Source organism: Microvirga sp. HBU67558 (assembly GCF_018069605.1).
Classification (GTDB): domain Bacteria; phylum Pseudomonadota; class Alphaproteobacteria; order Rhizobiales; family Beijerinckiaceae; genus Microvirga; species Microvirga terrae.
Window position 1 is genome coordinate 34,598 of the sequence record NZ_JAGPUP010000528.1, and the last position, 13,885, is coordinate 48,482.

Annotated in this window: 12 protein-coding genes; 7 read left to right on the forward strand and 5 right to left on the reverse strand. The window is 64.8% G+C overall.

The genetic code is table 11. From position 1 onward, the window contains the following. Positions 1-7 precede the first annotated feature (7 nt). The 4 genes from KBI52_RS17365 to KBI52_RS17380 all read right to left on the reverse strand — a co-directional run bounded on the left by KBI52_RS17365 (position 8) and on the right by KBI52_RS17380 (position 4,293). The gene (locus KBI52_RS17365) at positions 8-1,147 is read right to left on the reverse strand and encodes a Gfo/Idh/MocA family protein (protein WP_210809005.1); all 1,140 of its coding nucleotides are present in this window, start codon (positions 1,145-1,147) and stop codon (positions 8-10) included. 203 nt (positions 1,148-1,350) lie between these two features. Next, positions 1,351-2,136: an ATP-binding cassette domain-containing protein gene (locus KBI52_RS17370; protein WP_173946654.1), complete on the reverse strand. Its 786-nt coding sequence runs from the start codon at positions 2,134-2,136 to the stop codon at positions 1,351-1,353. Further along, positions 2,136-3,278, reverse strand: a complete 1,143-nt coding sequence (locus KBI52_RS17375; protein WP_247654464.1) for an ABC transporter permease — start codon at positions 3,276-3,278, stop codon at positions 2,136-2,138. Before KBI52_RS17375 ends, KBI52_RS17370 begins: the two co-directional genes overlap by 1 nt. A gap of 73 nt (positions 3,279-3,351) precedes the next feature. Next, positions 3,352-4,293: a sugar ABC transporter substrate-binding protein gene (locus tag KBI52_RS17380; protein WP_173946655.1), complete on the reverse strand. Its 942-nt coding sequence runs from the start codon at positions 4,291-4,293 to the stop codon at positions 3,352-3,354. A 261-nt stretch (positions 4,294-4,554) separates the two neighbouring features. Between KBI52_RS17380 and KBI52_RS17385 the strand changes: the two genes are divergently transcribed. Then, entirely contained in the window at positions 4,555-5,418 is an 864-nt protein-coding gene (locus KBI52_RS17385) for a MurR/RpiR family transcriptional regulator (RefSeq protein WP_371823185.1), read from the forward strand. Between the two features lie 53 nt (positions 5,419-5,471). Here the strand turns inward: KBI52_RS17385 and iolG are convergent, their stop codons facing one another. Next, complete coding sequence (iolG, locus tag KBI52_RS17390) at positions 5,472-6,461, reverse strand: inositol 2-dehydrogenase (RefSeq protein ID WP_210809007.1); 990 nt, start codon at positions 6,459-6,461, stop codon at positions 5,472-5,474. Positions 6,462-6,605: 144 nt separating this feature from the next. Between iolG and iolC the strand changes: the two genes are divergently transcribed. The 6 genes from iolC (at position 6,606) to KBI52_RS17420 (ending at position 12,695) form a co-directional block, all read left to right on the forward strand. Then, a complete protein-coding gene (gene iolC / locus KBI52_RS17395) occupies positions 6,606-8,519 on the forward strand; it encodes a 5-dehydro-2-deoxygluconokinase (protein WP_210809009.1) in 1,914 nt (637 codons plus the stop codon). Positions 8,520-8,609: 90 nt separating this feature from the next. Next, entirely contained in the window at positions 8,610-10,457 is a 1,848-nt protein-coding gene (iolD, locus tag KBI52_RS17400) for a 3D-(3,5/4)-trihydroxycyclohexane-1,2-dione acylhydrolase (decyclizing) (protein ID WP_173946658.1), read from the forward strand. Between the two features lie 21 nt (positions 10,458-10,478). After that, the gene (iolE, locus tag KBI52_RS17405) at positions 10,479-11,363 is read left to right on the forward strand and encodes a myo-inosose-2 dehydratase (RefSeq protein ID WP_210809011.1); all 885 of its coding nucleotides are present in this window, start codon (positions 10,479-10,481) and stop codon (positions 11,361-11,363) included. 11 nt (positions 11,364-11,374) lie between these two features. Beyond that, entirely contained in the window at positions 11,375-12,178 is an 804-nt protein-coding gene (iolB, locus tag KBI52_RS17410; protein WP_173946660.1) for a 5-deoxy-glucuronate isomerase, read from the forward strand. A gap of 52 nt (positions 12,179-12,230) precedes the next feature. Further along, the gene (locus KBI52_RS17415) at positions 12,231-12,428 is read left to right on the forward strand and encodes a hypothetical protein (RefSeq protein ID WP_173946661.1); all 198 of its coding nucleotides are present in this window, start codon (positions 12,231-12,233) and stop codon (positions 12,426-12,428) included. Positions 12,429-12,527: 99 nt separating this feature from the next. Then, positions 12,528-12,695 carry a YqaE/Pmp3 family membrane protein gene (locus KBI52_RS17420; protein ID WP_173946662.1) on the forward strand — a complete coding sequence of 56 codons (168 nt, stop codon included), beginning with the start codon at positions 12,528-12,530 and terminating at the stop codon, positions 12,693-12,695. Positions 12,696-13,885 lie beyond the last annotated feature (1,190 nt).

Consider the following 13,885-nt stretch of genomic DNA (forward strand, 5'->3'; position numbering starts at 1 on the left):
AACCTCCTCAAGCGGCTTGTCTGTCTCCAACGGCCGGAACATCCACCCACACGCCGGAATGCGCGCTTCGCGCAATTGCATCCACGACCCGCTCGATGCGAAGGCCCTCCTCGAACGCGATCAGATGCGCGGCCTCTCCGGCGATGCGGCGCATCAGTTCCCGGCACTCCACGATCTTCAGGTCGTTGAAACCGAGCCCATGCCCCGGCGCGGGAACGAATTTATCATAAGGCGGGTGATGCGGGGAGGTCAGGATGGTGCGAAAGCCCTGCGTCTCCTTGGCTCCGTCGACCGTATAAAGCTGCACTTCGTTCATGCGCTCCTGATCGTACACGATGGTGCCCTTCGAGCCGAAGATCTGGATGAAAATTCGCCCCTTGCGGCCCCAGGCGGAGCGGTTGAGCGCGATCACCCCGGAGGCGCCATTGTCGAGCTCGATCAGGGTGGTGGCGATGTCGTAGGTCTCCACCGCCCGGCGCCCCCCATCCTTCAGCGGGCGATCGGCGTAGGGCTTGGCCATATGCCCGCAGACGCGGCGCACGCCGCCGAAGAGGATCCAGATCAGGCTGAGCGCATGGACGCCGAAATCGTCGAGCGCACCGTGGCCTGAACTCGCCTCGCTCTTCCAATAGAAGAGCTGCTCCGGATCGGCCATGAAGTCCTCGTCCATCTCGATGCGCACGTGGTTGACATCGCCAACCCGGCCCTCCCCGAGGAGACGGGCGATCAGGCGGACCATGGGGTTCTGGATGTAGTTGTAGCCGAGGGCTGCGACCTTGCCGGACGCGCGGGCGGCTGCCAGCATCCTGTCCGCGTCGGGCAGGCGCGTGGCCATCGGCTTCTCGCACCAGACATGCTTGCCTGCCTCCAGGGCGGCGATGGCCATCTCGGGATGAAAGGCATTCGGCGTCGTGATCGACACCACGTCGACCGCGGGATCGGCGATGAGTGATCGCCAATCGCCCGTCGCGCGCGCGAACCCCAACTCACGCGCCTTCCGTTCGGCGAGCTCCGGCGTGGTCTCCGCCAGGACTGCGAGGCGCGGACGCTCGACATCGCCGAAGACGGCCGCAACGGCATTCCAGGCGAGTGCGTGACACTTGCCCATGTAGCCCGTGCCGATGAGACCGATCCCGAGTGCCATCATCCGTCCTGCTCCTAGATTTCACGAACAAAACTTGATCCGCATCCAGTGAACCTGGCCGGAAACTTACGCCCTTCGTCATCACCGGCCTTGTGCCGGTGATCTCGATTGCATGAAGCACACCGCTCTTCAGCACCGGAATGGCCGGGACAAGCCCGGCCATGACATCCGAGGCTTGTGCACTCAAGACAAGGCAGCCCTCGCTGTCAGACCATGCCGCCCAGTTCTTCCGACACCGCCTGCAGCTCCTTGCCGCCGGCCATGAGGTTCTGCAGCTCGTCGATCTGGATCTCGGACTTCCTGTACGTTCCCAGCGTCTTGCCGCGGTTGAGCACGGTAAAGCGGTCGCCGACCGCATAGGCGTGGCGCACGTTGTGTGTGATGAAGATCACGCCGAGGCCCTTCTGGCGCACCTGATGGATATATTTCAGCACCATGGATGTCTGCGCCACGCCGAGCGCCGAGGTCGGCTCGTCGAGGATCAGCACCTTGGCGCCGAAATAGACTGCCCGCGCGATCGCCACGCATTGGCGCTCGCCGCCCGACAGGGTGCCGACCGCCTGATGGGGATCGCGCACGTCGATGCCGATCTTGTGCATCTCTTCCCGCGTGACCTCGTCGCAATGGTCGAAATCCACGTTGCGGAACGGCCAGATGCCCTTTACCGGCTCGCGGCCCATGAAGAAGTTGCGCGTGACCGACATGAGCGGGATCATCGCAAGATCCTGATAGACCGTCGCGATGCCTGCATCGAGGGCATCGCGCGGGCTGGTGAAGGCGACCGGCTGGCCTTCGACGAAGAACTCGCCCGACGTCGGCCTGTGCACGCCCGCGAGGGTCTTGATCAGCGTCGACTTGCCGGCTCCGTTGTCGCCCAGCAGGCACATGACCTCGCCGCGCTGGACCGTGAGCGACACGCCCGACAACGCGATCACCGAGCCGAAATGCTTGACGAGGCTGCGGATGTCGATGAGGGGAGCTTCCTTGTCCATCAGCGTTCTCCCGTCACTTTGCGCCGGATGAAGTTGTTGAACAGCACGGCGAGCAGCAGCATGGCTCCCAGGAAGACCTGGAACCAGTCGGAGTCGAACCGCGTATAGGTGAGGCCGATGGACACCATGCCGAAGATGATGGCGCCGAAGAAGGCTCCGACGGCCGAGCCGTAGCCGCCGGTGAGCAAGCATCCGCCGATGACCGCCGCGATGATGGCCTCGAACTCCTTCTGGAAGCCGCGCCGCGCATCGGTCGAGCCCGCGTCGAGCACGGTGAGAATGGCAACCAGCGCGGCCGCGCAGGCGGTGAGCATGAACAGGCCCGTCTTCACCCGGTCCACGGGCACGCCGGAATTGCGCGCCGCGTTCGCATCGCCGCCGGCCGCGAAGATCCAGTTGCCGGCCCGCGTGCGCAGCAGAAGCCAGGTGGCCGTCAAGGCGAAAAGAACGAACCAGACGATGGAGATCGGCACACCCGTGACGGTCGGCGTCCCGTTCGGAAACTTGGCGATGACATCGTGCGCCGCGAGCCAGGAGAACACCCCTTCGAAGGCGACGCCCGAGAAGAGTTCGCGGACGAGCCCCTCCCCCGCCTGATCGCCGATGCCGCGCATCTGGGTCGACCCACCGGTCGCCCACTTCAATCCGACGAGCGAGAGACCGCGCAGGATGAACAGGAAGGCGAGGGTGACGATGAAGGAGGGCAGCCTCGTGCGGATCACCATCTGGCCATTCAGGCCGCCGAGCACCGCCGCCGCCACGAGGGTGGCCGCGATGGCGAGCAGGAGCGGCCAGCCGCTGATGGTGATGAAGGCGCCGAAGACGAGGCCGGTGAAGGCCACCATGGAGCCGATGGAGAGATCGAACTCGCCGCCGATCATCAGGAGGGCCGCCGCGATAGCCAGGATTCCGAGCTGCGCGGCCGGCGAGAGAATGTTCATGATGCCTGCGAGCGTGAACATCGAGGCATCGGCCGTGGAGAGAAAGAAGATCGTGACCAGGACGAGACCGGCCAGGGCGCCGAGTTCGGGCCGCCGCATGATCCTGGTCAGGAGTGAGACCTCCCGCAGACGCTCGTCCTGTATCTTCTTGACGGCCGTCGCCGGTGCGAGATCAGCGGTCGGCTGAGTGGTGTCGACCATGAGCGTCTCCCCAATGAATCCGTGAAACAGAGGAGCCCGCAACCAGCATGGCCGCGGGCTCCAACGAGCTGTTTTAGCGAATGCCCTTGGCGGACAAATCGATCACCTGGCTGGCCTTTTCCTTGGTGATCAGGTTCGGACCGGACGGCACGTTGCCGCCGGGCATGAGGCCGTACTTGGCATAGTTGGCCAGGAACACCACGGGCAGGTAGCCCTGAAGGTACTGCTGCTGGTCGATGGCGAAGACCGCTTCGCCGGCCGCCACCGATTTGAGGAACCCGGCCGACATGTCGAACGTGGCGACCCGGATGGCGCCGGTCTTGCCGGCTTCCTTGACGGCCGCGACCGAAGGCTCGCCCGCGGTGCCGGCTCCGAGCGCCAGGACCGTGTCGACCGAGGCGTCCGCCGAGATGGCAGCCTTCACCTTGGCGCGCACGTCCGCCGGATCGTTCGTAACGGGCAGGACCGTCACCTTGCCGCCGAAGCCTTCCGTGAAGCCCTTGCAGCGCAGGTCGAGCGACACGTTGCCGACCTCCTGGTTCACGCACAGGCCGACTTTGCCGCCCATCTCTTTGAGCTTGGCACCGGCGATGCGTCCGGCCTCGACTTCGTCCTGCCCCACGTGGAGCTGCGCGCCGAGCTTTTTCGACACGTCGGAGCCCGAATTCATGGAAATCACCGGGATGCCGGCCGCGACCGCCTTCTGGATCGACGGGCCGAGCGCCGAGGCATCGGGGATCGACACGATGAGGCCGGCGGGCTTCTGGTTGACGGCCGCGTCGATGAGCTGGGCCATCGCGACCATATCGAAGGTCTCGGGCGCCCGGTAATCGACTTGGACCTTCATGTCCTGGCCGCCCGCCGCCACGCCATTCTTGACCACGGACCAGAATGGATCGTTGGCCTGACCGTGGCTGACGACGATGATGCGGGCGTTCTGCTGCGCTGCGGCCGGGGTGGCGGCGGCAAGAGCCAGAGCTGCCGCGGCAGCCAGACCGGTGATGATGGATCTCATGTTCTTCCTCCCAGATGGTTCTCATGCGGGTGCCACAACGCCTGTGCGCTGCGGCCGCCGCCGCGGCCTTGCCGCTTGCCTCGACGGGCAGAGAGAAAACAAATGAGCCGAAGGGCGAATCACCGTCCGTACAGCGTTCCCTCTGCCGATCCGATCGTCCGCCGAAACGGAACGTCAGAACCTTTTTGTTTCTATATTGGAATTTTTATTCCATTTTTGTAGGATCGGTGTCAAGGCCGATCTGGCGTCAAGAGGCCTGCGATGGAAACCGAGGACAGCATGGGCAGCGCGGAAGCGGCGGTGGCGGAAACGCCGGACGACTATGATGGCCTTCGCGTGCTCCTGCTCAGCCGCCGCGAGGCGATGCCGAAGCGCCTGAAGCAGATTGCCGCCTTCGCCCTCGAACACCCCGAGGACATGGCCTTCGGAACCGTTGCGGGCATCGCCGAGCATGCCGGCGTGCAGCCCTCAACCCTGGTGCGGTTCGCCAAGAGCATCGGCTACGACGGCTTCTCCCATCTGCAGCAGATCTTCCGGGACCGTCTCCGGGAGCGGTTTCCGGATTATCGCGAGCGGCTCCGCAGCCTGCGCGATGCCGATGGGCATCATGTTCATGCGATGTCCCTGCTCGACGGCTTCACCAGTGCGGCCGCCGTCTCCCTGGACCGGATGCGGGCCTCCGTGCGCCCCGAGGAGCTGGCCCGGGCCATCGAGACCTTGGCCAAGGCCGATACCGTCTACCTGCTCGGCGCCCGGCGGGTGTTCCCGGTCATCGCCTATTGTGCCTATGCCTTCGGAAAGCTCGGCATCCGGGCCATCCTCATCGACCATGTCGGACAGCTCGGCCCCGAGCAGCTCGCCATTGCGACCAAGCGCGACGCTGTTCTGGCGATCAGCTTCACACCCTACGCGCCGGTCACGGCCGATCTCGCGGCGGCAGCCGCGCAGCGCGACGTGCCGGTGGTCGCGATCACAGATTCGGCCTTCAGCCCGCTGGTGACGAATGCCGATGTCTGGCTCGAGGTCGCGGAAGCGGATTTCGGCGCCTTCCGGTCGCTCTCCGCCTCCTTCGCCCTGGCCATGGCGCTTGCCGTCGGCACGGCGGAGAAGCGGGCGGAGAGCTGACAGGGCCGCGTCCTCGCGCGGATATGAAAAGGGGCGCCGCGGCGCCCCTTTGTTTACAACCGTACGGGTTTTCCGGATTGCGCCGATTCTGTCGCGGCATCGGCCAGGCGCTGGGCCATGAGCCCGTCCCGGCCGGTGGGGTCGCACGGCTTGCCGTCGCGGATCGCGTTCAGGAACGTAGCGAGTTCGTCGCGATAGGCCTCGGCATAGCGCTCCAGGAAGAAATCCTGCACCGGATCGGCGGTGATGCCCGAGGCGTTCGCCACCTCGACCGTGGTGCGGTGGACGTTGCCGGCCCGGATCATGCCCTTGGACCCATGGACCTCGATGCGCTGGTCGTACCCGTAGGTGGCGCGGCGGGAATTGGAGATCTGTACGATCCGGCCCTTGGCGGTCTTCAGCATGACGGCGGCGGTGTCGACGTCGCCCGCCTGGCCGATCGCCGGATCGACGAGGGATGAGCCGACCGCATGGACCTCCACCGGCTCATCGCCCAGCAGCAGGAAACGGGCCATGTCGAGATCGTGGATCATCATGTCCCGGAACAGACCGCCGGAGGTTGCGATGTAGCTCACCGGAGGCGGGCCGGGATCGCGGGAGAGGATCGTGACCAGCTCGACCTCGCCAACCTCGCCATCGGCGAGACGACGGCGCAGCGACGCGAAATTCGGATCGAAGCGGCGGTTGAAGCCGATCATGAGCGACGTGCCCGCCTTCTCGACCGTGGCGAGACAAGCCTCGATGCGCGCGCTCGACAGATCGACCGGCTTCTCGCAGAACACTGCCTTGCCGGCGCGTGCGCCGCGCTCGATCAGGTCGGCGTGGGTGGTGGTCGGCGTGCAGACCAGGACGGCGTCCACGTCGGAACGCTCGACGATCGCGTCGAGCGAGGCAACCTCGGCTCCCGTGGCGGCCGCCAAGTCCTGCGCGGCGGGCGCATGCGGGTCGGCCACCGCCACAAGGCGGGCGTCCGGATGGCTTGCGGCGTTGCGACCGTGAATGCGGCCGATGCGGCCAGCGCCCAATACGGCGATTCTGATCATGTTTCCCCCTGATCCTTTGCCGGCTTACGTCGAATTTGGAATTGATACTCCAGTATAAGCTGCTAATAGAATAAACATTCTATAACGGCAAGAGCCGAGCGCGGCTCTTACACGGTTTACAAGACCGGGAGCGGGAGGAACAGCATGAAGCCGGGCCTGGATGTGATCACCATTGGTCGCGCTTCGGTCGATCTCTACGGCCAGCAGGTGGGCGGACGGCTGGAGGACATGGCTTCCTTCTCCAAGGCTGTCGGCGGTTGTCCGGCGAACATCGCCATCGGGGCGGCGCGGCTCGGGTTGAAGTCCGGGCTGATCACCCGGGTCGGCGACGAGGCCATGGGCGGCTTCATCCGCGAACAGATGGAGCGCGAGGGCGTCGCTACAGACGGCATCGTCATCGACAAGGAGCGGCTGACCGCGCTCGTGATCCTGGGTGTACGGGACCAGGATTCGTTTCCTCTGATCTTCTATCGCGATAATTGCGCCGACATGGCGCTCAACGAGGATGACATCGACGAGGGATTCATCGCCTCCGCAACGGCCATCGTCGTGACGGGCACGCACTTCTCACGGGAGGCAACGGCCGCCGCGCAGAAGAAGGCGATCCGAATCGCCAAGGCGAATGGCCGCAAGGTGGTGTTCGACGTGGATTACCGCCCCAACCTCTGGGGCCTCCTCGGCCATGGCGCGGGAGAATCCCGCTATGTGCGCTCCGATGCGGTGACGGAGCACCTGAAGCCGATCCTGGCCGATTGCGACCTCGTGGTCGGCACGGAAGAGGAACTGCATATCGCGGGCGGGTCCGAGGACACGCTGTCCGCCATTCGGGCGATCCGGGCGATCTCGAAGGCCACCATCGTGTGCAAGCGCGGTCCCATGGGCTGCGTGGTGTTTCCGGGGGACATCCCGGACGCGTTCGATGATGGCGTGACGGGGCCTGGCTTCCCGGTCGAGGTCTACAACGTGCTGGGCGCCGGCGATGCCTTCCTGTCCGGCTTCCTGCGGGGATGGCTGCGGGACGAGCCGCTCGAGACGTGCTGCGCCTATGCCAATGCGAGCGGCGCCTTCGCTGTGTCGCGCCTGCTCTGCTCACCCGAGATCCCCACCTTCCCCGAGTTGCAGCATTTCCTGAAAACCGGCAGCCGCCACAAGGCGCTGCGCTTCGACCAGGATATCAACCACATCCATTGGGCGACGACGCGCCGGCCTCAAAGCGAGACGCTGATGGCGCTCGCCATCGACCACCGCATGCAGCTGGAAGCGATGGCGACTGAGATCGGCGCGCCGGTCGAGCGCATTCCCGACTTCAAGGTTCTCGCCGTCGAGGCGGCTGCACGCGTGGCGGACGGACGCGCCGGCTTCGGCATGCTGATCGACGGGACCTATGGCCGCGAGGCGTTGTTTCGCGCCGCCGATCACCCGTTCTGGATCGGGAGGCCGGTGGAACTGCCCGGCTCGCGCCCCCTCGACTTCGAGGGCGGCGGCTCACTCGGCGCGAAGCTCGTGGAATGGCCGGTGGGGCACACCATCAAGTGCCTGTGCTTCTACCACCCGGACGATCCGACGGAGCTGAAGGAGCGCCAGGAGCGCGATCTGCTGCGGCTCCATGATGCCGCGCGCCGCATCGGGCGCGAACTGCTCGTCGAGATCATCGCGGGCAAGCATGGGCCGCTCAGAACCGACACGGTGGCCGCCATCCTGCAGCGGCTCTACGATCTCGGCATCAGACCCGACTGGTGGAAGCTCGAACCGCAACGGGACGAAGCCGCGTGGCATTCCATCGGGGCGGTCATCACCCGCAACGACCCCTACTGCCGCGGCATCGTGCTGCTTGGCCTTGAGGCGCCCGAGAGCGAGTTGGAAGCCGCTTTCGCGGCCGCCGCCAAGGAGCCGCAGGTGAAGGGCTTTGCGGTCGGCCGCACCATCTTCAACGATGCGGCCCGGCGCTGGCTCAAGGGCGAGATCTCGGATGAAGCGGCCGTCAGCGACATGGCCTCCCGATTCCAGCGCCTCGTCGACGCGTGGCAGCGCGTCTCGGACCAGGTGAATGCCGCCTAATACCAAGGATGAAGCCCGCGGAAGGCTCTGTCCTCTTCCCATGACCGCGAAAACCTGAACACCTTGCGACGCCATTCGAGAGGTACACGCATGAGCACGATCCGCCTGACCATGGCGCAAGCCGTTGCCCGCTTCCTGACGGCCCAGAAGACGGAGATCGACGGACGGATCCTGCCGCTCTTCGGCGGCGTCTGGGCCATCTTCGGACACGGCAACGTGGCGGGCATGGGCGAGGCCCTGCACGGGGTGCGCGACCAGCTTCCGACCTATCGGGCCCATAACGAGCAGGGCATGGCGCACGCGGCCATCGCCTTCGCCAAGGCCTCGCGGCGGCGGCGCATGATGGCCTGCACCACGTCCATCGGCCCCGGTGCCACCAACATGGTGACGGCTGCGGCCGTCGCCCATGTGAACCGCCTGCCCGTACTGCTCCTCCCGGGCGATGTCTTCGCCAACCGCAGACCGGATCCGGTGCTGCAGCAGATCGAGAGCTTTGCCGACGGCACAATCTCGGCGAACGACTGCTTCCGGCCAGTCTCCCGCTATTTCGACCGCATCACCCGTCCCGAGCAGATCATCCCCGCGCTGCAGCGCGCCATGACGGTGCTCACGGATCCGGCCGAATGCGGCCCGGCGACGCTCGCCCTCTGCCAGGATACGCAGGCCGAAGCCTACGACTACCCGGAAAGCTTCTTTGCGGAGAAGATCTGGACGCAGCGCCGCATCCGTCCGGACGAGACCGAGCTCGCCCAGGCGGCCGATTTCATCCGCAAGGCCAAGAAACCCTTTATCGTGGCGGGCGGCGGCGTCCTCTACTCGGGCGCCGAGAGCGCCCTGGCGGATTTCGCGCAGAAGCACGGCCTTCCGGTGGGTGAGACGCAAGCCGGCAAGTCGAGCCTGCCCCACGACCACCCGGCCAATCTCGGCGCGATCGGCGTGACCGGGACGGGCGCCGCCAATGCATTCGCCGAAGACGCCGACGTGGTGATCGCCGTAGGTACGCGCCTGCAGGACTTCACCACGGGCTCCTGGTCCCTGTTCAAGAACCCGAAGCGGCGCATCGTGGGCCTCAACGTGCAGGCCTTCGACGCGACCAAGCACAGTGCGGCTCCGCTCGTGGCCGACGCGCGCGTGGGCCTTGAGGAATTGAGCCACGCGCTCGGCGCCTGGACGGCGCCGGAAGAGCAGACGGCCAAAGCCCACGACGAAAAGGCCCGTTGGTTCGATGCTGCAGCCCGGTACACGAACCCAACCAACGCGGAGCTTCCGTCGGACGCGCAAGTGATCGGCGCGGTTCAGCGCGCCTCGTCGCCGACCGACGTGGTGGTCTGTGCAGCCGGCGGCCTGCCGGGCGAGTTGCACAAACACTGGAAGGCGAGCGCGGCGCTGGGCTACCATATGGAATACGGCTATTCCTGCATGGGCTACGAGATCGCAGGCGGGCTCGGCGTGAAGATGGCTGATCCATCCCGCGAGGTGATCGTGATGGTGGGCGACGGCTCATACCTCATGATGAATTCGGAGCTCGCCACCTCAGTGATGCTGGGGCACAAGCTCATCGTCGTACTGCTCGACAACCGCGGCTACGGCTGCATCAACCGCCTGCAGCGCGCTACGGGCGGGGAGAGCTTCAACAACCTGCTGCAGCACACCAATCACGTGACCCTTCCCGAGATCGACTTTGCCGCCCATGCGGCCGGGCTCGGCGCGCAATCCATCAAGGTGAAGGGCATCGGCGAGCTGGAGGATGCGCTCAAGAAGGCGCGCGGCGCGGACCGCAGCACGGTCATCGTCATCGACACCGATCCGCTCGCTTCGACCGAAGCCGGCGGCCATTGGTGGGATGTAGCGGTACCGGAAGTGTCGGTGCGCGAGCAGGTGAACAAAGCCCGCAGGGATTACGAAACGGCTCTCGCCACTCAGCGCGTGGGCGATTGACCAGGACAGAGGAAGACGAACATGACGATCCGCATCGGGGCCAATCCCATCGGCTGGTCCAATGACGACATGCCGGAACTCGGCGGCGAGACGCCCTTGGAGGTGTGCCTGGCAGAAGCCAGGGAGGCCGGGTTCGAGGGCATGGAGCTCGGCAACAAGTTCCCGCGCGAGCCGAAAGCCCTCAAGAAGGCGCTGGCGCCCTTCGGCCTCGCGTGCGTTTCGGGCTGGTATTCGGCCGAGCTGCTGAAGCGTGATGCCGAGGCGGAGATGAAGGCGCTGCGCCCGCATCTCGATCTTCTCAAGGGCATGGGCTCGGACGTGCTCGTCTTCGCCGAGACCTCCAATGCCATCCATGGCGACCGCTCCAAGCCTCTGTCGCAGCGTCCGGTCATGCAGGACGGCGACTGGGCCGAGTTCGGGCGCCGCATCACGGAGGTCGCCGAGCGGACCCTGCAGGAAGGCGTGCGCGTCGTCTATCACCACCACATGGGCACCATCGTGGAATCGGAGGCCGACATCGACGCCTTCATGCGCTCCACCGGCGAGGCCGTGCATCTCCTGCTGGATACGGGCCACGCCACCTGGGGCGGCGCGGATCCGGCCGCGCTCGCCCGTCGCTATCGCGGCCGCATCAGCCATGTGCACACGAAGGACGTCCGCAGGGACGTGATGGAGAAGTCGCGGGCGCAGGGCTGGAGCTTCCTCGATTCCGTCATCGAAGGCGTCTACACGGTGCCGGGCGACGGCATGGTGGATTTCGTCTCGGTGTTCAAGGAACTGCCCGGCTACAGCGGCTGGGTGGTGATCGAGGCGGAGCAGGATCCGAAGAAGGCGCATCCGCTGACCTATGCCAAGATGGGCTATGCCAATCTGACGCGATTCCTCAGGGAAGCCGGCCTGCGATAAGGGAGAATGCAATGGCGAATCTTCTCGTCAAACCGTCGAAGCCCGATCACCAGGGGCGCATCCACGCCATCACGCCGGACTCCGCCGGGTGGACCTATGTGGGATTCGAGGTCTACCAGCTGAAGGCCGGGCAGAGCCTCCATCAGGCGACAGGGGATCGGGAGGCCTGTGTCGTGCTCCTGTCGGGCAAGGCCCGCGTGGCGGCCTCGGGGCAGGATTTCGGCGTGATCGGCGGACGCTCGTCGCCGTTCGATCCGGATCCGTGGTCGCTCTACGCGCCTGCCCGCTCCGAGTGGTCACTTGAGACGCAGACCGATTGTGAGATCGCTGTCTGCACGGCGCCCGCCGAGGGAAAGCTCCCCCCTCGTGTGATCCGTCCCGATCAGGTTGGCCAAGAGACGCGCGGCCAGGGCACGAATACGCGCCACGTGCGCAACATCCTGCCGGAGACCGAAGCCGCAGAGAGCCTGCTCGTGGTGGAAGTCATCACGCCTTCGGGCCATTGGTCGAGCTACCCGCCGCACAAGCACGACCGAGACATGCTGCCGACTGAGTCGCTGCTGGAAGAGACCTATTACCATCGTCTCAACCCGCCGACCGGCTTTGCGCTTCAGCGGGTCTACACCGACGACCGCTCCCTCGACGAGACGCTGGCCGCCAGCAACGGCGACGTGGTGCTGGTGCCAAGGGGTTATCACCCGGTAGGCGCGCCGCACGGCTATGAGCTCTATTATCTGAACGTGATGGCGGGCCCGAAGCGGATCTGGAAGTTCCATAACGATCCCGATCACGAGTGGATGCTGGCGAAAGCTTGATCCTGGCGGATCCTTCGGGCATGAGGCGATCCGATTCCCCTTGAGAGGTCTCATGTCCTGGTCAGATCTCGCCTCACGCGCCTTCAAGACCGTGATCGCGCTCGTCAGCGCGATCGTGATGGATTACGCATTTCTGAATGGGCGCATGACGCGCCAAGCCGTGACGGGAATCGAGCGCATGGCGGCTGATGCGCCGGTGCTCATCGACCGGCTCGTCACCAGTGCTCTCGGCATCAAATGGGATCGCTGACCGTACTAATGCTTTCGTGATCGCGTCACGGCGATCAGGCCCGGAACGGAACGGCCGCGGTGCCGTTCTTTCCATGGCTTCACCTCTCGTCGCGATCCCATGGCAAACCTTCTGCGTATCCTCCTGGCGATCCTGCTTCCCCCGGTCGGCGTGTTCTTCACCGTCGGCTTGGGCGGCCAGTTCTGGCTCAACATTCTCCTGACGATCCTTGGCTATATTCCGGGCATCGTCCATGCGGTCTGGATCATCGCACGTCGCCCGCATTGAGCGGTGCTGCGTTGTCCGGAGTGATCTGCCGGAATCCCTCCCGAAGCGCTTGATCCGACCTAGCGCGGCCATTCAGCACTCCCTCGTGCTCCAGCGCACATGATGCGTCGGCAAGCCTGAACGGAGCGGGCACGAGGCCGTTTTCCAAGCGTGGATACGGCATGTGCAGCCGGAAGATTGAAAGACGATCGATGACCGTTCTCGACCCCATCTCCGGAAAGCAGGTCATGATCGACCTGTCGGAAAAGCCACGCAGCTCGCGCGGGGTCGTCGGCTCCAGCGAGAAGTCTTCATGCGCCTGCGGGAACCCATCGGTTGCCTGCAAACCGGAGCCGGACGCTGAGAATGTCACCCGGTCGCGGGAGAGACCTCGACACTGATCCCCTGCAGAAGGAATGGTGCACCCGACACGTCGGCCGTATGACCTTTGCCATCGCAGGGCGAGGTACGGGCATTGCCCTATGTCCAAATGCGATCTTGCCGTTCTCCCTGTGAGATCGCGGCCGCGGCTGAGGAGCTAAAGCACCTTGAATGCCACCGGAATCGGTTGGTGGCGAGAGCAATGCGATGCACGTTCAGCGCTCCGGAGTCCCGGCCCAAGCAGCAGTTCGAGAAGAGCTGTCATCCCCGCAGGATCGACTTAGCGCCAGCTCGAGGAAGGCACTCTGTTCGAGCCGAGTGGGCATGAGGACGATGACGTCGGCAGCCGAACAGGTTCTCGAGACGAGGCCGCGCTATGCGGCAGGGGTGCACGAATTTTCAAAGATTGCTGATGGCCATGATGTCAGCCGTTCGGCCGGCACCAATGCCGTGCTCCCTGCCAGGATGGGTTCGTGCATTGTGAGTGAGGCAGGCAAGCCCCTCAACAACACTCACCAATTCGTTCTGTCTTCGAAATGGAGATGAGCTTCCCACCGCTGAGCGGTGGCAGGATATTGCCGCATATTTGTCAGTATGTTGGCAGCAAAAGCCATAATCACGATCTTGTTATGCAGGACATAAACAGGACACATTCTCAGATAATGTCTCCCCCGCGGATCATAAACAAGCATCAGCAACGAGTTTAGTAAATTAATACTATTCCATCCGCTTGAACAATCCTGAATGACAAGGGGAAATTCAGAGATGACGATTTATTACGTGTCGACGACTGGGTCGAACAGCGGGGCCGGCACGGCCGCGCAGCCGTT

Bases quoted from the DNA above. Each gene is read 5' to 3' on its own strand.
- KBI52_RS17365 (WP_210809005.1), bottom strand. From the start codon at position 1,147: ATGATGGCACTCGGGATCGGTCTCATCGGCACGGGCTACATGGGCAAG.
- KBI52_RS17370 (WP_173946654.1), bottom strand. From the start codon at position 2,136: ATGGACAAGGAAGCTCCCCTCATCGACATCCGCAGCCTCGTCAAGCAT.
- KBI52_RS17375 (WP_247654464.1), bottom strand. From the start codon at position 3,278: ATGGTCGACACCACTCAGCCGACCGCTGATCTCGCACCGGCGACGGCC.
- KBI52_RS17380 (WP_173946655.1), bottom strand. From the start codon at position 4,293: ATGAGATCCATCATCACCGGTCTGGCTGCCGCGGCAGCTCTGGCTCTT.
- KBI52_RS17385 (WP_371823185.1), top strand. From the start codon at position 4,555: ATGGAAACCGAGGACAGCATGGGCAGCGCGGAAGCGGCGGTGGCGGAA.
- iolG (WP_210809007.1), bottom strand. From the start codon at position 6,461: ATGATCAGAATCGCCGTATTGGGCGCTGGCCGCATCGGCCGCATTCAC.
- iolC (WP_210809009.1), top strand. From the start codon at position 6,606: ATGAAGCCGGGCCTGGATGTGATCACCATTGGTCGCGCTTCGGTCGAT.
- iolD (WP_173946658.1), top strand. From the start codon at position 8,610: ATGAGCACGATCCGCCTGACCATGGCGCAAGCCGTTGCCCGCTTCCTG.
- iolE (WP_210809011.1), top strand. From the start codon at position 10,479: ATGACGATCCGCATCGGGGCCAATCCCATCGGCTGGTCCAATGACGAC.
- iolB (WP_173946660.1), top strand. From the start codon at position 11,375: ATGGCGAATCTTCTCGTCAAACCGTCGAAGCCCGATCACCAGGGGCGC.
- KBI52_RS17415 (WP_173946661.1), top strand. From the start codon at position 12,231: ATGTCCTGGTCAGATCTCGCCTCACGCGCCTTCAAGACCGTGATCGCG.
- KBI52_RS17420 (WP_173946662.1), top strand. From the start codon at position 12,528: ATGGCAAACCTTCTGCGTATCCTCCTGGCGATCCTGCTTCCCCCGGTC.